This is a genomic window from Halomonas sp. 707B3 (genome assembly GCF_024158645.1).
Lineage (GTDB): Bacteria > Pseudomonadota > Gammaproteobacteria > Pseudomonadales > Halomonadaceae > Vreelandella > Vreelandella lionensis.
The window spans coordinates 1-20643 of record NZ_JAMZBE010000062.1 but is presented as its reverse complement, the minus strand read 5'-3'; the positions used below and the strand labels follow the sequence as shown (position 1 = coordinate 20643).

The 20643-nt window shown below is 56.2% G+C and carries 20 protein-coding genes; 14 read left to right on the top strand and 6 right to left on the bottom strand.

The genetic code is table 11. From position 1 onward, the window contains the following. Positions 1 to 799 (top strand): SDR family NAD(P)-dependent oxidoreductase (locus BIS10_RS10010; RefSeq protein ID WP_392567167.1); only part of this gene is annotated, 799 nt, incomplete at its 5' end. A 62-nt stretch (positions 800 to 861) separates the two neighbouring features. Continuing rightward, positions 862 to 1380 (top strand): SDR family NAD(P)-dependent oxidoreductase, encoded by a 519-nt coding sequence (locus BIS10_RS10005; RefSeq protein ID WP_253504894.1) that lies wholly within the window; start codon positions 862 to 864, stop codon positions 1378 to 1380. Positions 1381 to 1414: 34 nt separating this feature from the next. Here the strand turns inward: BIS10_RS10005 and BIS10_RS10000 are convergent. Next, positions 1415 to 2502, bottom strand: a protein-coding gene (locus BIS10_RS10000; protein WP_253504891.1) for an IS3 family transposase whose coding sequence is annotated in 2 segments (ribosomal slippage) — positions 1415 to 2241 and positions 2241 to 2502 — 1089 coding nt in all. Because the reading frame shifts where the segments join, the coding sequence is not laid out codon by codon here. A 65-nt stretch (positions 2503 to 2567) separates the two neighbouring features. Here BIS10_RS10000 and BIS10_RS19020 point away from each other — a divergent pair. Beyond that, on the top strand, positions 2568 to 3095 hold the full coding sequence (locus tag BIS10_RS19020; RefSeq protein ID WP_392567168.1) for a LuxR C-terminal-related transcriptional regulator: 528 nt from the start codon (positions 2568 to 2570) through the stop codon (positions 3093 to 3095). A gap of 97 nt (positions 3096 to 3192) precedes the next feature. Here BIS10_RS19020 and speB read toward each other — a convergent pair whose 3' ends face one another. Next, positions 3193 to 4098, bottom strand: a complete 906-nt coding sequence (gene speB, locus BIS10_RS09990; protein ID WP_253504898.1) for an agmatinase — start codon at positions 4096 to 4098, stop codon at positions 3193 to 3195. A gap of 169 nt (positions 4099 to 4267) precedes the next feature. Between speB and BIS10_RS09985 the strand changes: the two genes are divergently transcribed. From BIS10_RS09985 to BIS10_RS09960, 6 genes are all read left to right on the top strand, one after another. Beyond that, complete coding sequence (locus tag BIS10_RS09985; protein WP_253504886.1) at positions 4268 to 5191, top strand: LysR family transcriptional regulator; 924 nt, start codon at positions 4268 to 4270, stop codon at positions 5189 to 5191. 240 nt (positions 5192 to 5431) lie between these two features. Beyond that, a complete protein-coding gene (locus tag BIS10_RS09980) occupies positions 5432 to 7003 on the top strand; it encodes a Re/Si-specific NAD(P)(+) transhydrogenase subunit alpha (protein WP_253504883.1) in 1572 nt (523 codons plus the stop codon). Between the two features lie 16 nt (positions 7004 to 7019). Continuing rightward, a complete protein-coding gene (locus BIS10_RS09975; RefSeq protein WP_253504880.1) occupies positions 7020 to 8462 on the top strand; it encodes an NAD(P)(+) transhydrogenase (Re/Si-specific) subunit beta in 1443 nt (480 codons plus the stop codon). 237 nt (positions 8463 to 8699) lie between these two features. Further along, complete coding sequence (gene katG / locus BIS10_RS09970) at positions 8700 to 10856, top strand: catalase/peroxidase HPI (protein ID WP_253504878.1); 2157 nt, start codon at positions 8700 to 8702, stop codon at positions 10854 to 10856. A gap of 139 nt (positions 10857 to 10995) precedes the next feature. Then, positions 10996 to 11184, top strand: coding sequence for a hypothetical protein (locus BIS10_RS09965; RefSeq protein ID WP_054641039.1), 189 nt, complete (start codon positions 10996 to 10998; stop codon positions 11182 to 11184). Continuing rightward, positions 11177 to 12697, top strand: a complete 1521-nt coding sequence (locus BIS10_RS09960) for a sodium:solute symporter family protein (RefSeq protein WP_253504875.1) — start codon at positions 11177 to 11179, stop codon at positions 12695 to 12697. The genes BIS10_RS09965 and BIS10_RS09960 overlap by 8 nt, the downstream gene beginning before the upstream one ends. Positions 12698 to 12739: 42 nt before the next feature. On the opposite strand, the gene BIS10_RS09955 is transcribed toward BIS10_RS09960, so the two are convergent. From BIS10_RS09955 to BIS10_RS09945, 3 genes are read right to left on the bottom strand one after another with little or no spacing between them, the layout of a single operon-like run. Continuing rightward, positions 12740 to 13672 carry a biotin-dependent carboxyltransferase family protein gene (locus BIS10_RS09955; protein WP_137093927.1) on the bottom strand — a complete coding sequence of 311 codons (933 nt, stop codon included), beginning with the start codon at positions 13670 to 13672 and terminating at the stop codon, positions 12740 to 12742. Next, positions 13669 to 14373 carry a 5-oxoprolinase subunit PxpB gene (gene pxpB, locus BIS10_RS09950; protein ID WP_253504872.1) on the bottom strand — a complete coding sequence of 235 codons (705 nt, stop codon included), beginning with the start codon at positions 14371 to 14373 and terminating at the stop codon, positions 13669 to 13671. The genes BIS10_RS09955 and pxpB overlap by 4 nt, the downstream gene beginning before the upstream one ends. Beyond that, positions 14370 to 15122, bottom strand: coding sequence for a 5-oxoprolinase subunit PxpA (locus tag BIS10_RS09945; protein WP_253504870.1), 753 nt, complete (start codon positions 15120 to 15122; stop codon positions 14370 to 14372). Before BIS10_RS09945 ends, pxpB begins: the two co-directional genes overlap by 4 nt. A 363-nt stretch (positions 15123 to 15485) precedes the next feature. Between BIS10_RS09945 and BIS10_RS09940 the strand changes: the two genes are divergently transcribed. From BIS10_RS09940 to BIS10_RS09920, 5 genes are all read left to right on the top strand, one after another. Continuing rightward, positions 15486 to 15644 carry a hypothetical protein gene (locus BIS10_RS09940; RefSeq protein ID WP_253504867.1) on the top strand — a complete coding sequence of 53 codons (159 nt, stop codon included), beginning with the start codon at positions 15486 to 15488 and terminating at the stop codon, positions 15642 to 15644. Between the two features lie 5 nt (positions 15645 to 15649). Next, on the top strand, positions 15650 to 16639 hold the full coding sequence (locus BIS10_RS09935; RefSeq protein WP_089675853.1) for a LysR family transcriptional regulator: 990 nt from the start codon (positions 15650 to 15652) through the stop codon (positions 16637 to 16639). A gap of 17 nt (positions 16640 to 16656) precedes the next feature. Further along, positions 16657 to 17646 carry a TRAP transporter substrate-binding protein gene (locus tag BIS10_RS09930; RefSeq protein ID WP_089675852.1) on the top strand — a complete coding sequence of 330 codons (990 nt, stop codon included), beginning with the start codon at positions 16657 to 16659 and terminating at the stop codon, positions 17644 to 17646. 77 nt (positions 17647 to 17723) lie between these two features. After that, positions 17724 to 18287: a TRAP transporter small permease gene (locus BIS10_RS09925; RefSeq protein ID WP_044629684.1), complete on the top strand. Its 564-nt coding sequence runs from the start codon at positions 17724 to 17726 to the stop codon at positions 18285 to 18287. Between the two features lie 23 nt (positions 18288 to 18310). After that, positions 18311 to 19615 (top strand): TRAP transporter large permease subunit, encoded by a 1305-nt coding sequence (locus BIS10_RS09920; protein WP_253504864.1) that lies wholly within the window; start codon positions 18311 to 18313, stop codon positions 19613 to 19615. Between the two features lie 9 nt (positions 19616 to 19624). Here BIS10_RS09920 and BIS10_RS09915 read toward each other — a convergent pair. Continuing rightward, on the bottom strand, positions 19625 to 20643 hold a 1019-nt coding region (locus BIS10_RS09915), incomplete at its 5' end, for a GGDEF domain-containing protein (protein WP_253504860.1).

Below are 20643 nucleotides of genomic sequence, written 5' to 3'. Positions count from 1 at the left end.
CGGGCTTGCGAAAGCCAACTTGCACGGGGCGAATGATCAAAAAGTGCTCGCTGGCGGTGATAGGGAAAGTGTCGGCGCCGGCTTCACGGATTCAGGAGTCTGTTATGCCAAGGCTGGCGTTAAGGTAGTGGTAGGCTACTACCCGAACGATCCCCATGATGTAGAGGAAACGGTGTCCGCGGTAAAAGCCGTTGGCGGAGAGTGTGTCGCAGTTGCATTAGATGTGAGAGAGACCAATCAATGCGATCACTTTGCACAGACGGCTATCGACACTTTTGGTGCTTTGCACATTGTTGTTGCCGGTGCTGGCATCCTTCGTCAGGCACCCTTAGAGGAGCTTACCGATCAAGCATGGGACGATATGCTCTCAGTCGATTTAACGGGCGTAATGAGGGTCTTTCGTAGCGCTTCCAAGTTAATGCAGGAAGGAGGCGCTATGGTAGCTATTTCCTCTATCGCAGGAGGCGTTTATGGATGGGATAACCATGCCCATTATGCGGCAGCCAAAAGTGGCTTAGTAGGCTTGGTAAGGTCGCTAGCCGTTGAGCTGGCCCCTCGCGGTATTCGTGTTAATACCCTGATTCCCGGACTGATCGAGACGCCTCAGTCGTTGGATCCGGTTAATTCGCTGGGGCCTGACGGCTTAGCGGCAGCCGGTAAATCAATCCCCTTGGGGCGCGTGGGGTATGCCGATGAAGCTGCCCGTACGGCACGTTTTCTGAGCAGTGATGATGCAGCCTACGTAACAGGCCAGCAACTGGTGGTCGATGGCGGCTTGACCGTTCGTTGGCCGAGCTAGTCGTCTGTCTATGAAGCGAGGAGCAATCCTCGCTTCTTTATTAAATAAGCTGAGTGATCCTTATGACTAAAAAACTTCAGGGAAAAGTTGCCCTTGTCGTGGGTGGCGCTAGCGGCATCGGTCGGGCTATTGCGGAGTGTTTTTATGCCGAAGGGGCTACCGTTGCCTTGGCAGATCGCAATCGTGACGCATGCGAAGAAATAGCCGTATTACTTGGAGACAGTGCAACTCACCATGGTGTCGATGTCGCTGATGAGTCTTCAGTTCAACTGATGGTTGGTGAGGTGATAAGTTATCACCAAGCTATCGATGTACTGGTTAATTGTGCGGGTATCCTGGATGAAACGCCTTTCTTAGACATGTCTGCTGAGAAATTTGATCGCATGATCAGTATTAACTTACGCGGTGCTTTCTTAGTTGGGCGCTATGTTGCTGAGGAAATGGTTAAACGAAAAAGCGGGCGGATTATTAATATTTCCTCCCAGCTAGCACTTAAAGGAGGCGTAGGTCTATCACACTACTGCTCCGCGAAGGCTGGTCTATTGGGGCTTACTAAATCGATGGCGAGAGAGTTAGGGTAATCCCCCCATTTTCAGAGGGTTTCAAAAGTAGAGTTCAGACCACAGCGGCCAGTTTCTGTTGAGGGGTGATCCCTCCAAGCCCCATATTAGGGCGCTCGTGATTGTAGTGCCAGAGCCAACGAGTGGCGTAATCCTGAACCTCTTCGGTACTTTCAAACAGGTATTGGGCTAACCAGTCATAGCGCACCGTTCGATTGTAGCGTTCTATATAAGCATTCTGCTGGGGTTTTCCTGGCTGGATAAACATCAGCTGAATACCTTGACCTTCCGCCCATGCCGATAACTTACCACTGATATATTCTGGCCCGTTGTCACAACGAATAGAGTGCGGCTTACCACGCCATTCAATGATCTGGTCTAGCGCCCGGATAACTCGTTCAGTAGGCAACGAGATGTCTACTTCGATACCAAGACCTTCTCGGTTAAAGTCGTCGATCACATTCAGTAGACGGTAGCGACGACCGTCGCTCAGTTGGTCATGCATAAAATCCATAGACCAGCTGTCATTAATCGTTTCAGGCACCGCTAAAGGTTCAGGCTTCTCGCGGATTAACCGTTTCTTCGGTTTGATCCGAAGATTCAGCTCCAACTCTCGGTAAATCCGGTAGACCCGCTTATGGTTCCAACGAAAGCCTTTCACATTACGTAGGTGCAGGAAGCACAAGCCAAAGCCCCAGTTTCTCTGGTTATGCGTCAGCGTGATCAACCAGTCGGCGATTTGATCGTTCTCGCCGCGGAGCTTCGCTTGGTATCGATAGCAATTTTCACTGATGCTAAACATCCAGCAGGCTAGGCGGATGCTGACGTGCTTTTCCATGACGGCTTTCTGCGCCATCTCACGGCGACGAGACGGCTTCACCACTTTTTTTCGATGGCTTCCTTGAGGATATCCGCTTTCAATCGTTCCTCGGCATACATCTTCTTGAGCCGTCGGTTTTCATCCTCTAGCTCTTTTAGCCGTGCCATCATGGACGCATCCATACCACCGAATTTAGCTCGCCACTTATAGAAGGTCGCGCTGCTCATACCGTGCTCACGACATAGCTCCGGAACCGGGGCACCGCCTTCGGCTTGCTTGAGGATTGACAGTATTTGGCTGTCAGAAAAACGTGATTTTTTCATGCAGAATCTCCCTGCGTTTAGCTTACGGAAAATTCTACTTTTGAGCACCCTGGTTTTTCGGGGGGATTACCGATGTTGCTCTCATTGATTCAGCGGTAGTCGCTTTAAGTGGTTTAGAATCATTGACATACCTCACAGATCTTTGCCCAGGTATCCGAATAGTCGTGCTTTCCACATATTCTAGCGATAATTTTATCCGCCGCCTGCTAGAAGTGGGCGCCTACGGCTTTCTGCATAAGAACGCGGATGTCAGTGCGCTGGAGACCGCCATTCGAAAAGCGGCTGATGGGGAGCGTTTTATATTCACTGCGATGGGGCCGGAACGGTTCCTCAATGCAACCTCTATGGTGGGAGTGGCCTCCGCACATAGAAGTCCGCTGACAACACGCCAAAGCGAGGTGTTGCAGTTAGTTGCCAAAGGGTACCGTAGTAAGGCGATTGCGGATCAGCTGAACGTTAGCATCAAAACCATCGAAACTCACCGAGCTGACATCATGCGTCGGCTTGGGGTCAGGCACACCGCTGGTTTAGTGCACGAAGCCATCCGGCTAGGGCTGTTGGCCTCTCCCCAGGGCCACGAAGAGCCTCAGTAGCCCCTTCACTATTATGTCTTGAGGGCTTCCATAGCCGTCTTATGTGATGGTTTGACTAGTGAAGCCTTCATATCGAGCTTGGCTATGTCTGCTTTATTTATACAATGCTCTTAGACGCCGCCAGCACATACAAAAACTCCAGCCCCAGCGTAGCTGCAGCAAGTGATGTAATGTCGCCGTGGTCGTAGGCGGGGTTCACTTCCACTAGGTCCATACCCACCAGCTCCATACCCACCATGCCGCGCATTACTTTCAGCATCAGATCGGTGGACATACCGCCGCATACCGGCGTGCCGGTGCCCGGTGCAAAGGCGGGGTCCAGGCCGTCGATATCCAGCGTCACGTAGGCTGGATGATGGCCTACCCGAGCACGAATCCGCTCCAGTACCGCCGCAGGGCCATGGTCGTTCACCCAATCAGCATCGAGCACTTCATAAGGGTGGTTGTTGCGGTCATAGCTGGTACGAATGCCAATTTGCAGCGAATGCTCCGGCACCACCAGGCCTTCTTTGAGGGCGTGGTGGAAAATGGTGCCGTGGTCAAAACGCGTGCCTTGCTCATAGGTATCGGTATGGGCATCAAAGTGAATCAGTGCCAGCGGGCCATGTTCACGGGCATGGGCGCGCAGCAGCGGCAGGCTGATGTAGTGGTCGCCGCCCAGCGTCAGCATCTTTTTGCCCGCTTTCAACCAGCGCATGGTGTGGGTTTCCAGGTTGTCTACCAGGCTTTCCGGCTCGCCGTAGGCGTAATCCAGGTTGCCAGCATCGCACACCCGCAGGCGATCTTCCAGAGCAAAATCCCACGGCCAGCGCTTGCCTTCCCAAATCAGGTTGGCGGTGCTTTGGCGAATAGCGTTCGGCCCCATACGCGTGCCTGAACGGCCAGAGCAGGCTAGGTCAAACGGTACGCCGCTAACCACGACTTCAGCATCGGTGGCGTTGGGGTCAATCGCTTTGGGCACGCCCATAAACGTGGAGATAACGTCACCAAACAGGCTGGGCATGATCTGAGATGGGGTCACCTAACGTGTACTCCTATGGTGTGCAGCAGTAAGAAAATGGAGGCAAGCGCGAGCGGGGCTGCTCGAAGAAGCGCGACGATAAGGAATTTTTCGCGATGAATGAAATGAATGTTTAGAATGAAATCATTCATCATGTAAATAGTGAGGCGATATGCGTTCGCTACGCCACTTTGACCTAAATTTGTTGCTGGTATTTGAAGTGCTGATGCGCGAGCGCCATGTGACCCGCGCCGCTGAGAAGCTCCATTTAAGCCAGCCAGCGCTAAGCCATGCCCTCAAGCGCCTGCGTGAAGCGTTGGGTGACCCGCTATTGGTACGCACCGAGCAGGGCCTGCAGCCAACGCCCAGAGCGCTCACACTGCTGCCAGTGGTGCAGCAAGCCTTAGCCGCGCTTCAGGAAGGCCTCGCGCCGCCTGCCATCTTTGCCCCAGCGACCAGCACCCGGCGCTTTACCCTGGCGACTACCGACTACTTTGAAGAAGTCATGTACCCAGCGTTTCTTAGCCAACTGTTGGGCTATGCGCCGGGCATTAGTTTCTCCATTGAGTTGATTACCCCGGAAGTGCTAAGCGAAGCCCTAGAGCAACGCCAAGTGGATATGGTGGTGGGGTTAGATAGCCAATCATCGCTACCCAGCGGCGTGTTGCAAACGCCCTGGATGCATGAAGAGCTGGTGTGCCTAGCCGCCCAGCAGAACCCTCATGTAGGCGATGCCTTGGCGCTAGAGGAGTTTGCCCGCCAGCCCCATGTGGAGCTTGCCGATATCAGCGGCCTGCTGCCCAGCCGCATTGAGAGCTGCCTAGCCCAGCATGGGCTGAGCCGCCGGGTGATCTCGAAAAACCTCAACTACATCGCCGCCGCGCGGGTGGTGGCGCTCACCGATGCCATTATTACCTTACCCCGGCAAATGGCCGAGCGCTTTGTCGCGATGCTGCCCGTTCGCATGGTTGCCCCACCTGAAGAACTACCCGCCTTAACCATGACACTGATCCAGCATAGTCTCTACGCCAATGCCCCTGAAAACGTGTGGCTCTATGACGAACTGACCGCGTTTGCACAGAGTGCTAGCCGGTAGAAAAATAACGTGTATGTAGTTGTGTTGTAAATAAACAACACAGTTGAATCAAAGGTTGAATGGTCACTGGCGGGCTCGGCATTAGATCCTAAACTGCTATCTGGCGCATTTTTTCGCGCAATAGTGAATAGGCAATAGTGAGTAGATAATAGTGAGTAGATAGCGCCCAAAGACGTTGGGGCAACCACCCGGCTGCAAGGGATTGGGCGCTGAACGCGGACAAACCAAGGGAGAAAGCGTGTGAAAATAGGCGCACCGAAAGAGATTGCTCGGGGAGAAGCGCGAGTCGCGTTGACCCCCGAGAGCGCAAAGCAACTTCAGAAGCTTGGCCATGAATGCCTCATCGAAACAGGTGCCGGCCTGGCCGCGGGTTTTAATGACGACACTTATCGCGACGCTGGCGTGACCGTGGCGGAGAGTGCCGACGCGCTTTGGCGCGACGCTGAGGTGGTCATTAAAGTCCGCGAGCCCTCTGATGAAGAGGCCGAGCGGCTGCGTGAAGGTCAAACGCTGATTGCCTTCTTCTGGCCCGCGCAAAACGAAGCGTTACTGGAGAAGTGCAAAGCCCAAGGCGCTACCGTGATCGCGATGGACATGGTGCCGCGTATTTCCAGAGCGCAGAAGATGGATGCGCTCTCCTCCATGGCGAACATTGCGGGCTACCGCGCAGTCATTGAAGCGGGCAATAACTTCGGCCGTTTCTTTACCGGCCAGGTGACCGCCGCAGGCAAAGTACCGCCTGCCAAGGTATTGGTCATCGGGGCTGGGGTGGCAGGTTTAGCGGCGATAGGCACCGCGACCAGCTTAGGGGCGGTAGTGCGCGCCTTTGACGTGCGCCCTGAAGTTTCTGAGCAGATCGAATCCATGGGCGCTGAATTCCTGTTTCTCGATTTTGAGGATAGCCAGGACGGCTCCGAGAGCGGTGGCTACGCGGCCCCCTCAAGCCCTGAGTTCCGCGAAAAGCAGCTGGCGTGCTTCCGCGAACAGGCGCCGGACGTGGATATCGTGATTACCACGGCACTGATTCCCGGCAAGCCCGCGCCCAAGCTCTGGCTGGAAGACATGGTCGCCGCCATGAAACCCGGTTCGGTGATCGTGGATCTGGCCGCCGAGAAGGGCGGTAACTGTGACCTGACCCAGCCCGATGAGCGGGTGGTAAGCGATAACGGCGTGGTAGTGGTCGGCTATACCGACTTCCCCTCGCGCATGGCGACACAGGCCTCACTGCTCTACGCCACCAATATTCGCCATATGCTCACCGACCTCACCCCGGAGAAAGACGGCGTTATCCATCACAACATGGATGACGACGTGATTCGTGGGGCCACGGTGACTCACCAAGGGGAGATCACCTTCCCACCGCCGCCGCCCAAGGTCAAAGCCATTGGCGCGGCCAAGCCGAAGAAAAAAGAGAAAGCGCCGACTCCAGAAGAGAAGAAAGCCGCCGAGCTTGCCACCTTCAAAGCGCAAACGAAGAGCCAAGTGACCATGTTGGCAGTGGGCGGCGCGCTGATGCTGCTACTGGGGTTAGTCGCTCCTGCCTCGTTTATGCAGCACTTTATTGTCTTCGTGCTGGCCTGCTTTATCGGCTTCCAGGTGATTTGGAAAGTGAGCCACTCGCTGCATACACCGCTCATGGCGGTCACTAACGCCATTTCCGGTATCATTATTTTGGGAGCGATCCTGCAGATTGGCTCGGGCAGCGCGGTGGTTAGCGTGCTGGCGGCTATTTCGGTGTTAATCGCATCAATCAATATCGTGGGTGGCTTCCTGGTAACACGCCGGATGCTGGCCATGTTCCAAAAATCCTAAGCGGCGGAGAGACGATATGTTAGAGCAAGGATTCGTATCTGCCGCAGCGATTGCGGCAAGCGTGCTGTTTATTCTGTCGCTGGGCGGCTTGAGTAACCAGGAAAAAGCCAAACGGGCCGTGTGGTACGGCATTGTCGGTATGGCGCTAGCGGTGTTTTTCACTGCGTTTGGTCCGGGTATCGGCGGCTACTGGTGGCTCATCCCGATGATGCTGATTGGTGCGGGCATTGGGGCCTACGTGGCGGGTAAGGTCGAAATGACCGAAATGCCTCAGCTCGTGGCTGCGCTGCACAGCTTTGTGGGCTTGGCAGCGGTTTTCGTTGCCTGGAGCGCAGACCTGGAGCGTCGCCGGGTGATGGCAGCACGTGCCGCTGAAGCATCGCTGGACCAGTTCTCCGCCTTTGCGGCACTGGTGGCAACCAAAGCCCCCGATGAGCTGATGTTTCTGCAAGTTGAGGTGGTGCTGGGCATCTTTATCGGCGCGGTAACATTCACCGGTTCGGTGATTGCCTTCGGCAAGCTCGCTGGCAAAGTGGATGGCAAGCCAAAGCAATTGCCCGGCGGCCATATGTTGAATGCCGGTGCGGCGGCGCTGTCGCTGCTGTTGGCGATTATGTACCTCAACGGCGCAGGCTTCTGGACGCTGCTAGTGATTGCGGCGCTGGCGTTCTTTATCGGCTACCACCTGATCATGGGCATCGGCGGGGCGGATATGCCAGTGGTGGTCTCTATGCTGAACAGCTACTCCGGCTGGGCGGCGGCGGCGATTGGTTTCACGCTCTCCAACGACCTGCTGATCGTGACCGGTGCGCTGGTGGGCTCTTCCGGTGCGATTCTCTCTTACATTATGTGTAAGGCGATGAACCGTAACTTTGTCAGCGTGATTCTAGGCGGCTTTGGGGGCACGAAAGGGCCTGCTGCCGAGATTGAAGGCGAGCAGGTGTCGATTGATGCCAATGGCGTTGCCACGGCGCTTAACGATGCCGATAGCATCATTATCGTACCGGGTTACGGTATGGCGGTGGCCCAAGCGCAAACGGCGGTCAGCGATTTAGTCCGTAAGCTGCGCGCCGCTGGCAAAACCGTCCGCTTCGGCATTCACCCCGTGGCCGGACGCTTGCCAGGGCATATGAACGTACTGCTGGCGGAAGCCAAGGTGCCCTACGATATCGTGTTGGAGATGGATGAGATCAACGACGACTTCGCCACGACCGACGTGGTCATCGTCATCGGCTCCAACGATATCGTGAACCCCGCGGCCGAAGAGGACCCCAACAGTCCCATTGCGGGGATGCCGGTTCTCAAAGTATGGGAAGCGAAGCAGGTGTTCGTCAGCAAGCGTGGCCAGGGCACTGGCTACTCGGGTATTGAGAACCCGCTATTCTTCAAGGAGAACACGCGAATGTTCTACGGCGATGCTCGCGATAGCTTAAACGCCCTGCTACCGCTGGTGGAGTAATCAAGTAAAGCAGTAGACTGACAAGGAACGGGGCGCTCAGCGCCCCGTTTCACGTTTGATTGTTAATAACTATCAGCTTGTTGGTTAAATGCAAATTGTGACTATTGAGTAGGTGCTTTAAAACTGTAAAACATGAATAACGCATCCGCTGACGATCTACACAGTAGCTTGCAGCAAAGATGCAGAGCATTTGTTCCCTTGGTATCGCCAAGGCATAGAGCAATAAGGGAGAGAGCTATGAGCGGTAAATGTCCTGTCATGCACGGTGGTAACACCTCGACCGGTACTTCCAACAAAGATTGGTGGCCGGAAGGGTTGAATCTGGATATTTTGCATCAGCAAGATCGCAAATCAGACCCGATGGATCCGGATTTCAACTACCGTGAAGAAGTACGCAAGCTCGATTTCGACGCGCTGAAGAAAGATGTCCACGCGTTGATGACCGATAGCCAAGAGTGGTGGCCCGCTGACTGGGGGCACTACGGCGGTTTGATGATCCGTATGGCTTGGCACTCCGCTGGCACCTACCGTATTGCTGATGGCCGTGGGGGCGGTGGTACCGGAAGCCAGCGCTTTGCACCGCTCAACTCCTGGCCGGACAACGTCAGCCTAGATAAAGCGCGTCGTCTGCTGTGGCCGATCAAGAAGAAGTACGGCAACAAAATCAGCTGGGCAGACCTGATGATTCTGGCTGGCACCGTGGCTTATGAGTCCATGGGCTTACCTGCTTACGGCTTCTCTTTCGGCCGCGTCGATATTTGGGAACCCGAGAAAGATATCTACTGGGGTGACGAAAAAGAGTGGCTGGCACCTTCTGACGAACGCTACGGCGACGTGAACAAGCCAGAGACTATGGAAAACCCGCTGGCGGCTGTCCAGATGGGGCTTATCTATGTGAACCCGGAAGGTGTTAACGGCCAGCCTGATCCGCTGAGAACCGCGCAGCAGGTACGTGAAACCTTCGCCCGTATGGCGATGAACGACGAAGAGACCGCAGCCCTCACCGCTGGTGGCCACACCGTAGGTAAATGCCATGGTAATGGTGATGCCTCTGCGTTGGCCGCTGAGCCTGAAGCGTCTGACGTTGAAAACCAGGGCTTTGGCTGGGGCAATCCCAACATGCAGGGCAAGGCGAGCAACGCCGTGACCTCGGGCATTGAAGGTGCGTGGACCACCAACCCCACGAAATTCGATATGGGCTACTTCGACCTGCTGTTTGGCTACGAGTGGGAACTGAGAAAGAGTCCTGCCGGTGCCCACCAGTGGGAACCGATTGACATCAAAGAGGAAGACAAGCCGGTTGACGCCAGCGACCCCTCTATTCGCCACAACCCGATCATGACTGATGCGGATATGGCGATGAAGATGGATCCGACCTATCGCGCTATCTGCGAAAAATTCATCGCGGATCCGGAGTACTTCAAGAAAACCTTCGCGAAGGCGTGGTTCAAGCTGACGCACCGTGACCTGGGTCCGAAAGCACGCTATATCGGCCCGGAAGTCCCGGCAGAAGACCTGATTTGGCAAGATCCGATTCCGGCAGGCAACACCGACTACTGCGAAGAAGTGGTCAAACAGAAAATCGCACAAAGTGGCCTGAGCATTAGTGAGATGGTCTCCACCGCTTGGGATAGCGCCCGTACTTATCGCGGTTCCGATATGCGCGGCGGTGCTAACGGTGCCCGCATTCGCTTGGCCCCACAGAACGAGTGGCAGGGCAACGAGCCTGAGCGCCTGGCGAAAGTGCTGAGCGTCTACGAGCAGATCTCTGCCGACACCGGCGCTAGCGTCGCGGACGTGATCGTTCTGGCCGGTAGCGTAGGCATCGAGAAAGCCGCGAAAGCAGCAGGTTACGAGGTACGCGTACCCTTCCTGAAAGGCCGTGGCGATGCGACCGCCGAGATGACCGACGCAGACTCCTTCGCACCGCTGGAGCCGCTGGCCGATGGCTTCCGCAACTGGCAGAAGAAAGAGTACGTGGTGAAGCCGGAAGAGATGCTGCTGGATCGTGCGCAGCTGATGGGCTTAACCGGCCCGGAAATGACCGTGCTGCTGGGCGGTATGCGCGTACTGGGCACCAACTACGGTGGCACCAAACACGGCGTATTCACCGATCGTGAAGGCCAGTTGACCAACGACTTCTTTGTGAACCTGACCGATATGGGGAACAGCTGGAAGCCGGTAGGTAGCAACGCCTACGAAATCCGCGACCGTAAGACCGGTGCCGTGAAGTGGACCGCCTCGCGGGTGGATCTGGTATTTGGTTCCAACTCGCTGCTGCGCTCTTACGCAGAAGTGTACGCCCAGGACGATAACGGCGAGAAGTTCGTCAAAGACTTCGTCGCCGCCTGGACCAAAGTGATGAACGCCGACCGTTTCGACGTCGCGTCGTAAGTCAGCAACGGTTCGTCGTACTATCTAAGGCACCCCTAGCGGGTGCCTTTTTTTGTATGCGTGCCTGGGCATCGCTGGTTCGTCAGCTTTGCTACAGTAGCGCATGCTTTCCCTTTGATATAACAACACGAGATCGACGATGAAACGCAGTAAATGGATATGGCTAGTATGGGCCGTTGTCTTGTTAAGTTATTTAGTGCCTTACACGCTGTTAAGCGACGTGTCGCGATGGTACGGCAGCTTTTTGTTTTGGGCCGTGGCCGGGGTGGCCATCATTGCTCTGAACGTGTTTATTACGACAGATTTTAAGGAGCATAGCGATGACTGAGTCGCTCATTTGGTGGTCCATTGCTATCTACTTATTAGTGGCCATAGGCATTGCTATTCTGTCGCGCCAACGCCCGGCGAAAGGCGGTTCAGAAAGCATGTCCGGCTACTTTTTGGGTAACCGCCAAATGAACGGGTTTGTCTCGGCGCTGAGCTACAGTGCCACGACGTATAGCGCCTTTATGATGGTGGGCCTGGCTGGCCTGACCTATGCGGGCGGCGTGGGCGCGCTCGGTTTTGAAATCATCTACTTTGCCGGTGTCTCACTGGTGGCGGTTTTCGGCCCTAAGTTCTGGGCGGTCGGCAAGAAGTTCGGCTACGTGACGCCCAGCGAGATGCTGGGCCACCGCTACCATAGCAAGCAGGTGGCCATGGCCGTGTCGATAGCGAGCTGTATCTTCCTAATTCCGTACTCGGCCGTTCAGCTCGCTGGTGTCGGCTACCTGTTGCAGGGTATTACTGATGGCGCCATTACCTTTACCACCGGGGTCGTGTTGGCCACGGTGATCGCCATTTTCTTCTCCTATATCGCAGGGATTCGTTCGGTCATGTGGACCGACTCGCTCCAGGCCATCATGATGATCGTGGCTTCTACCCTGGTAGCCTTTCTGGTGATTCAAAGTCTGGGCGGTTTTGGTGCGCTCTTCGATACGCTGGCAACGGAGCACCCGCAGTCACTGACGGTGCCTGGCCCTGGTTTGTTCAGCTTTGTGACCTTCCTAGGGCTCACCATTCCATGGTTCTTCTTTAGCCTTTCAAATCCGCAGGTCAGCCAGCGCCTTTTCATGCCCTCGTCGCTGCGCTCAATGCGCCACATGCTGATTGGCTTCCTGGTGTTCGGTTTTATTTATACCCTGGTCTCCGTACTTTGGGGCTTCTCAGCCTTGGCAGCCTTCCCCAGCCTTGCAAGCGCAGACTTGGCAACGCCCACGCTACTGGCCTCAGAGTTTGTGCCGCCCGTATTAGGCGTGATTGTGATGATCGGCATTATGGCCGCCGCCGTTTCCACGATTGATTCGATCATGCTGACGCTGGCGTCCATGGTCTCCCGCGACGTCTATGCCAACCTCAAGCCGAACGTCAGTGAAAAGCGACAACTGCTGGTGGGTAAGTTTGTAGTGCCGGTGATTGCACTGATGGCGCTGGCTTTCGCCGAGCTGCAGCTTGACCTGATTGCAGTGCTGTCGGTGGCCGCCTCATCGGGCTTGGTGGCCATGGTGCCTGCGCTGATCGGTGCTTTCTATTGGAAGCGCGGCACGGCTGCCGGTGCACTGACCAGCGTGGTGGGTACCAGCGCCTTTGTACTGCTGATGTATGCCACCGGCAATTCACTACTGGGTCTGCCTGCCGGTGTATGGGGCATTGTGGTCGCGAGTGTGCTGTTTGTTGGCGTTAGTCTTGTGACCAAGCCTCATCAAGCCTCTACCGATGCTTTCTTTGCCGCCATCGCGGAAGAGTTGGGTACACAGCGTCGCACTGCCAATGACCCGGCGAAGAAGCAAGCGGCTCATTAGGCACCCTATCGATAAAAGCCCCTGATGAGGGGCTTTTTAGCCTTACTGCCACTTCAATAACTGCGCTCTGTAGGCCGCCTGCGCCTGCGTCGCACTGATGGGCTGCAAACGCACCTTGGTGCCCGGCAAGCACTGGGCGAGGCGGGCGCAGGCCATGGGCGTCAAAGCACCCAGGCGCGGGTAGCCGCCAATGGTTTGGCGATCGTTCATCAGGATGATCGGTTGGCCATCGGGAGGAATCTGCACGGCCCCTAACGGAATGCCCTCGGAGACGATACCGCCAAGGCGGCTGTTCAGCGCTTTGCCGGTCAGTCGAATGCCCATGCGGTCAGCGCGTTGGTCCACGGTCCAGGGCTGGTTGAAGGCATCGAACAGGCTGCGCCCGGCAAAGTGCGCGGCCTGAGAGCCTAACACCATGTCCAGCACGGTTTCTTCTGAGTCGGGCAGGGGAAGTTGGGTGCCTTGAGGCAACTGTCGCGGCGTGGCGCTGCTGCCTTTCCAGGTGAGCTGATCGCCAGTTTTAAGCGGTTTGCCATCTTCGTGCAGGCCGCCGATTTGCTCTCTTGCCGTGCAGGCTTGGCTGCCTAGCACCTCTGGCGCATCAAGCCCGCCAGGAAAGGCGAGGTACGCGCGCAGGCCCTTTTTCGGCTGGCGAAAGACCAGCGTTTGGCCCGCTTGCATCATAAAGCTGTCGTTGGGCGCAAGCGGTTGGCCATCCAGTGTGGCGGCAAGGTCGGCTCCGGTGAGGGCAAGGCGCACGTCGCTATTGGCCACCAGCGTCAGGTTGCCGCCCATGACGATTTCCAGCGCGGCGCTCTCCAGCGGGTTGCCCAGCAGCCAGTTGGCCCAGCGGAAGGCGATCCAGTCGGCGGCACCGCCCTGAGTCACGCCTAAGTGGCCGACGCCGAAGCGGCCCGCATCTTGAATCAGCGCCAGCGGTCCGGCTTGCTTTACGGTCAACATGGGGTGGCTCATGACCGCTCCTCCAGTGGGGTCGTATCGCCCCCAGCCGCTTCAAATTCTGATTGGGATATCGCCTTAAAGCGCACTTTATCGCCCGGTCGCAGCAGCGGCTCGCCACGTTTGGCGTGCTCGAAAAGCGGCACGGCTGTTCTGCCAAGAATGTTCCAGCCACCCGGCGAAAGCAGGGGGTAAATCGCGGTTTGCCGGTCGGCAATGCCCACGCTTCCGGCTGCGACGCGGCGGCGGGGCGTTTTCAAACGCGGCGTGGCAATGGCCTCATCCACCAGGCCCATAAAGCCGTAGCCAGGGGCAAAGCCCAGTGCAAACACGCAGTAATCGTGGCTGCAGTGGCGCTCAATCAGCGCCTCGACGCTGAGCCCGGCGCGCTGGGCAACGGTGGGCAGCTCCGGGCCAACGCGCTCGTCGTACCACACGGGGATTTCGTGGAGCTGGCCCTGTTGGGCATCGGCGGGCGTTAAATTGCGCAGCGCGCTGCGCGCGAGCGTCGAGGCTTGAGCAAAAGTGAGCTTCTGGCAGTCGTAGTGCACCAGCAGGGTGGTGTACGACGGGATAAGATCAATCAGCGCGTGATCAAAGGCGCGCCGCAGCGCCTCGTCAGCGGCCATGATCCACGCCATATTAGTTTCATCAATGGCGTCGAACAGGCGCACCGTCAGGGCGTCCATCGCCGCCGTTTCTAAGCGCAGTTTCACGCGGACTCCAGCGCCGTAAAGGCCTCACGAATGGCGCGCACGGCGGCCACGGATTCGGGGTTATCGCCATGCACGCAGAGCGTGTCGCAGGGGAGCTGTAAGGCGCTGCCATCCCGGGCGGTCAGCGCTTCGCCTTTGGCCAGGGAAACGGCTTGGGCGACGATAGTGGCTTGGTCGTGATGCACAGCCCCCGGCAGGCGGCGAGAGGCGAGATGCCCAGTGGCCTCATAAGCGCGGTCAGCGAAGGTTTCAAACCACAGCGTCACGCCCATTTTTTCCGCTAATTGACGATGCGGCTCTGGGTTGGCGGTGGCCATCACCATGAGCGGCAGGCGGGCATCGAATGCCTTCACGGCCCGCATGGCACCTTCCAGCAATTCCAGATTGGCAGCCATGTCGTTGTACATAGCCCCGTGGGGTTTGACGTAGCTCAGCGCGGTGCCTTCCGCTTGGCAAATGCCTGCCAGCGCGCCGATTTGGTAGAGCATCATGTCTTCCACTTCGGCAGGAGAGCAGGCCATGGAGCGGCGGCCAAAGCCCATTAAATCCGGGTAGCCGGGGTGCGCGCCGATCTTCACGCCGTGCTGGACGGCAAGCGCCACCGTTTTACGCATCACATGGGGGTCTGAGGCGTGGTAGCCGCAGGCAATGTTGGCACAGTCAACGTAGGGCATAACATCAGCGTCTAAACCAATCGACCAGTTGCCGAAACTTTCGCCCATATCGCAGTTAAGCAGCGGAATCGCCATAACGTCTCCTGCAGGGTTGCGTGTTGTTAGTGATTGATATCGCGATTGATTAGTCAAATAAGTACAAATATTGGCTAATCATGTTTATTACATAATAAGCGTGTTTATGTTTGTGCTATCGCAAAAATAATATATGGAGCCTGCGTCACAAGTGCCAATCGTTTTTAGCGATATTAAGTATCGGTGCTTCCTATCATGCTGTTATTTAGTGGAAAAATAGTTGACGCTAGGGCGCTATACGATTATCAACTAAATAAAGCGACTCAAAAAAGATTACAAAAGAGACGCCCTTATCCGCCTGATGTAGCGCCGTTGCGCCACCAATAAAAATGGCAATGAAAGGGTGATCTCGAGGAGTACCACATGCGGTTGCCAGCCCCGCGACAGCATGTCCGTGCCCAACACGGCATGTTGCACTTACATTTGCATATCAACGCCTCACGATGGGAGACCATGGTGTGTGGCGTGGTGGAGGCGCTTGACGCTGTGCTTCCCGTGAATGCTTCATTACAGGCTGGTTAAGCACGATGCTGGATTTTAAGGAACTCGACGCCTTTGTTTGGGCGGTGAAACTTGGCTCTTTTCGTAAAGCGGCGGTGCGTTTACACATTACGCAACCGTCGATATCTGAGCGTATCTCGCGTTTAGAGAGCACGGTGGGCGAGCTACTGCTTGAGCGCTCGGCGCGGCCTATTCAGCCTACTATGCGTGGTAGGGAATTCTTCCTGCATGCCGAACGTATGCTGGCCCAGCGCGATGAAGCCCTCAAACTTTTCGATAGTGAAGAAGACTTTTCCGCCCCGCTGCGCCTGGGAACGATTGAAACCATTGCCCACAGTTGGTTCCCCACGTTTATGCAGCGGCTCACCGAGCGCTACCCGCGGTTGATTATTGAGCTCACCGTGGATTACTCCCCGGCGCTGAACGAGCGGCTGAACAGCAATGAGCTGGATATTCTGCTAGCCATGAACGGCTACCTGCCTTCAGAGCAAATTGACCATGAGACGCTCAGCCCCTATGAAATGGGGATGTTTGTTTCACCTCGACACGCCCAGATGTTAAGCAAACGCCCTGATGCTTGGCATTCAACGCTGCCGTTTATCTCCTTTGGCAAGCTGGCGCGTCCGTATGAAGAGTTAGTAAGTTATTTAGCCGACCAAGGTGTTCAACAGCCGCGTATTCATAGTGTGAGCACGCTGATGACGATTGTGCGTTTAACCACGGAAGGGCTGGGTATCGGCGCGCTACCAGTAGCCACCGTGCTGGATGAGTGGCGGCGGGGCGAGCTGTTCCGTTTGGCGCTTCCCGCGCCACTACCAGCCATGCACTATGATGTTATTTGGCGCAGCGCAAATCATCCTCGTTTCTGCCGTGGCGTTGGCCGCTTGGCGCAGGAGTGCGCGCTAGAGTATGCCGCTGAAAAGCATACCGAGATTACTAACACGTGTTTTACCGGATGCTGGGTAACACCTAGCGTCCCTTCCTCCACCCCTAAGGCAACACCTCCATCAATATGAATAAGAGGATTTTTTCTATGCGTACTCGCATTGCGACCCCACTGCTTCTTGCCACTGCATGCAGCCTTGCGGCGGCATCCACGGCCCATGCCGCAGAGTGGACCATGGCCACCCCTTATGGGGACGCCAGCTTCCACACCCAGAACACCAAGCAGTTTGCTGAAGATGTGGCAGAAGCCACTGACGGCGAACTCACCATTACCGTACACAGCGGTGGGGCGCTGGTCTCTCACGGCGAGATCAAACCCTCTGTGCGTCGCGGAACGATCGATGCCGGTGAGGTGTTCCTGTCGATTCTCTCCAACGACGACCCGATTTTTGAAGTCGATACGCTGCCCGGTGTGGCCGGTAGCTACGATGATGCCTATGCGCTGTGGGAAGCCACTAAGCCGATGATTACTGAGCTATTCGCCTATGAGGGGCTGATTCCGCTCTACGCCGTCGCATGGCCTGCTCAGGGCATTTATACCGCCGAGCCGCTGACTGACCCAGCCCAGTTTGATGGGCTGCGCGTACGCGCACCAAACATCAATACCCAGCGCTTCGTTGATAACCTGGGCGGCAGCCCGACCGAAACCGAAGAGTCGGATATCCCCACTGCCTTCAGCACTGGCCGAGTAGATGCCATGATTACTTCAAGCTCCACCGGTAACTCCATGGCCGCGTGGGACTACGTCACCGACTACACCGACGCCAACCTGTGGCTGCCGAAGAATATCGTGTTTATCAGCCAGCGCAGCTTTGACCGCTTAGATGAAGCCACTCAAGAAGCGCTGATGGAAGCAGCGGCGCGTGCCGAAGAGCGTGGCTGGCAGATGAGCCGTGACAACAACGATGAAAGCCTGGCAGCTCTGAAAGAGAACGGCATCAGCGTGTCCGAGCCTAATGCTGACGTTGCCGCCGCGCTGCAAGCCGCAGGTGATGAGCTATTTGCCGATTGGCAGTCCCGTGCGGATGACGAAGCCAAGCAAGCGCTGGAAACGTATCGTGCCCAGCGTAGCAACTAACCTTCCGGTGCTGTGTTAATCCTCGGGGGCAGCCTGTGTGCTGCCCCTTTCTCCACGCGCTCTGTGAGACTGCGAACATGACGTTTAAATTCGACAAACTCTACCGCCTCGGTGCCTGGGGCGCAGCAGCGTGCATGGTGGCGATTTGTGCGCTGATCGCGCTTCAGGTCACTTTCCGTTTAGTGGATGCGCTATTGGTATTGGTCGGCCAGGAGCGGCTCGGTGTCAGCATTACCGGCGTCTCGGAAATGGCCTCCTATTTATTGGTAGGCGCCACCTTTCTTGGGTTGGCCTACACCTTTGTTCATCATGCCCATATCCGCGTGACCTTACTGATTTCACGCCTGCCTTCTGCGGTGCGCGTGTGGTTTGAGGTGTTTGGGCTGATTATTGCGCTGGTTATCAGCGTACTACTGGCCTACGGCCTGATTGGTTTGGCGAGGGAAAGCCTAGAGTACAACGATGTTTCGTCGGGCTTTTTGTCGATTCCCCTGTGGATCCCCCAGGTGGTGCTGGCCGTTGGGGTAGGGCTGCTGGCCCTGGCGCTGTTAGAAGCGCTGTGGATGGCCGGGCGCATTGCCATACGCGACCCGTCAAGCTTCCGCGAAGCCACTTCCATCGACGATAACGAAGCGCATTAAGCGGCTACTCGGGAGATACCCTCGTGCTACTACTAAGTTTAGCGACTATTTTTACCCTGGTGCTGCTGCTGGGCAGCGGGGTGTGGATTGCCTTTGCCTTGATAGGCACAGCGTGGATTGCGCTGCAATTTTTCAGCCCTTTTGACCCTGGCCCGATTCTGGCCTCCGATTTTTGGGGCGCAAGCTACGGCTGGGATTTAACCGCGCTGCCGATGTTTATCTGGATGGGCGAGATTCTGTTTCGCTCGGGGCTGGCGGACAATATGTTCCGTGGACTTTCACCCTGGTTGAACCGTCTGCCGGGCCGCTTGCTGCATACCAATATCATTGGCAGTGGCATGTTCGCGGCGGTGTGTGGCTCGTCGGCGGCTACCTGTGCCACGGTGGGCAAAATGACCCTGCCGGAACTGGAGCGCCGGGGCTACGACAGCAATATGGCCATTGGCACTTTGGCCAGTGCGTCTACGCTGGGGCTGTTGATTCCACCCTCGATCGTGCTGATCGTCTACGGGGTGGTTACGGAGCAATCCATCTCGCGGCTGTTTATGGCGGGCATTGGCCCAGGCTTGATGATCTTGGCGCTGTTCATGGCCTATTTGGTGCTCTGGGCGCTGCTCAAAGGCAACCGTGACGGCCTGACAGGTGCTGACGAATCCGATATGAGCTTTGCCGAAAAGCTGCGTAATACCTGGTCGTTGGTGCCTATTTTGCTGCTAATCGGCGGGATTATCGTGTCGATTTACGGCGGGCTGGCATCGCCGACGGAAGCGGCAGCGGTTGGCGTGGTGCTGTCGATGATCATTGCTCGGTTCAACGGCCACTTTAATCGGGCGATTTTTACCGATTCGCTGTTTGCTGCGGTACGCACGGCCTGCATGATCGCCTTTATTATTGCCGGGGCGTCGTTTTTAACCTCAGCCATGGGCTTTACCCAGGTACCCATGAAGCTCGCTCAGGCGATTGGTGAAATGGGGTTATCGCCCACCATGCTGCTGATTGCGCTCACGTTGCTGCTACTCATCATGGGCTGCTTTCTGGATGGTATTTCGCTCATCCTACTGGTGACGGCGATTATCATGCCGGTGGTCAGCGCGGCAGGCTTTGACCTGATTTGGTTCGGTATCTACTTGGTGATTGTGGTGGAGATGTCGCAAATCACGCCGCCGGTTGGGTTTAACCTGTTTGTGATCCAAGGGTTAACCGGTAAGGATATTCTGACCATTACCAAAGCGACGCTGCCGTTCTTTCTACTAATGCTGCTGGCGATTGCGCTAATGCATCTCTTCCCCAGCATCGCGCTTTACCTGCCTTACGCCATGACTAGCTGATTGCTAGGGTTAATGACCGTAAACCGACACACCGCCCCGGCCAGAGCGCTTGGTGAAGTACATGCTCTGGTCGGCGGCGTCAATCAGCTCTTGCTCATTACCAAACCCACCATCGTTGAGGCAGGCCACGCCAATCGATACGGAAACGTACACTGGCTTTTGATCGACGCGTGCCATGGGGCGCTCTTGTAAACGTCGTGTGATGCGTTCGGCAAAGCATTTAGCGCTGTCGGCATCTTCATCTGGCAAAATCACTAGAAACTCTTCACCACCGTAGCGGCCCGCTACGTCGCCTGAGCGAATGAGAGAGGTAAGCGTTTTGCCAAAATGAGTCAGCACTCGATCACCCGCCTGATGGCCGTATTGGTCGTTAAGCACTTTAAAATGGTCTAAGTCGATAAATACAACGGACATCGTGCGCTTTGTCGTGAGACAGAGATGGAAGCGCTCCCGCAACTGCTCTTCAAGCCAAGCACGGTTAGCCAACTTGGTTAGGGGGTCGATACGGCTGCGCTGCTCTAGCTTCGCATAGTCGTTTAACAATGTTTCCCGCGCCTTGTACTGAGCATCCAAGCGGGCACTGAGTGACAGAGTATGTTCAAAAAGCAGCTGTTGGGCGTTTTGAAGCAGTGCCAAACTATCTACTCCGCAGGGGGCGCTCAATCCTAAGGCGTTTGATAACGGCGGCAGCGTTTGCTGCAAGTGAGCTAATAAGCCATCAACTGCCCAGTTATTGAAGGTAGGTAAAGTACGCCACTGCCGTAACACATCTGCTAGCGCTTGCGATGGATTAGCCGATAACCACGCATCTGCGATAGGGCCAGACATACGTAAGCAAACTGCTGCCATATCGTCCGTCTCAAGGCTGCCGTGACTGTGGTAAATCGCATTGATCAATTCGTCATGCGCCCCCCACTTCGCCATTAACCATGCACCTACCAGCGTGTGGTCACAACCAAAGTAGCGCTTTTCTACCTGTATGATGTGCTGATGAGAGGAGCGGTCGTCGGCATAGAGCAGATCAGCAT

Coding starts and splice junctions, on each gene's coding strand:
- BIS10_RS10005 (WP_253504894.1), top strand. CDS start 862: ATGACTAAAAAACTTCAGGGAAAAGTTGCCCTTGTCGTGGGTGGCGCT.
- speB (WP_253504898.1), bottom strand. CDS start 4,098: ATGCCCAGCCTGTTTGGTGACGTTATCTCCACGTTTATGGGCGTGCCC.
- BIS10_RS09985 (WP_253504886.1), top strand. CDS start 4,268: ATGCGTTCGCTACGCCACTTTGACCTAAATTTGTTGCTGGTATTTGAA.
- BIS10_RS09975 (WP_253504880.1), top strand. CDS start 7,020: ATGTTAGAGCAAGGATTCGTATCTGCCGCAGCGATTGCGGCAAGCGTG.
- katG (WP_253504878.1), top strand. CDS start 8,700: ATGAGCGGTAAATGTCCTGTCATGCACGGTGGTAACACCTCGACCGGT.
- BIS10_RS09965 (WP_054641039.1), top strand. CDS start 10,996: ATGAAACGCAGTAAATGGATATGGCTAGTATGGGCCGTTGTCTTGTTA.
- BIS10_RS09960 (WP_253504875.1), top strand. CDS start 11,177: ATGACTGAGTCGCTCATTTGGTGGTCCATTGCTATCTACTTATTAGTG.
- BIS10_RS09955 (WP_137093927.1), bottom strand. CDS start 13,672: ATGAGCCACCCCATGTTGACCGTAAAGCAAGCCGGACCGCTGGCGCTG.
- BIS10_RS09945 (WP_253504870.1), bottom strand. CDS start 15,122: ATGGCGATTCCGCTGCTTAACTGCGATATGGGCGAAAGTTTCGGCAAC.
- BIS10_RS09940 (WP_253504867.1), top strand. CDS start 15,486: ATGCGGTTGCCAGCCCCGCGACAGCATGTCCGTGCCCAACACGGCATG.
- BIS10_RS09935 (WP_089675853.1), top strand. CDS start 15,650: ATGCTGGATTTTAAGGAACTCGACGCCTTTGTTTGGGCGGTGAAACTT.
- BIS10_RS09930 (WP_089675852.1), top strand. CDS start 16,657: ATGCGTACTCGCATTGCGACCCCACTGCTTCTTGCCACTGCATGCAGC.
- BIS10_RS09925 (WP_044629684.1), top strand. CDS start 17,724: ATGACGTTTAAATTCGACAAACTCTACCGCCTCGGTGCCTGGGGCGCA.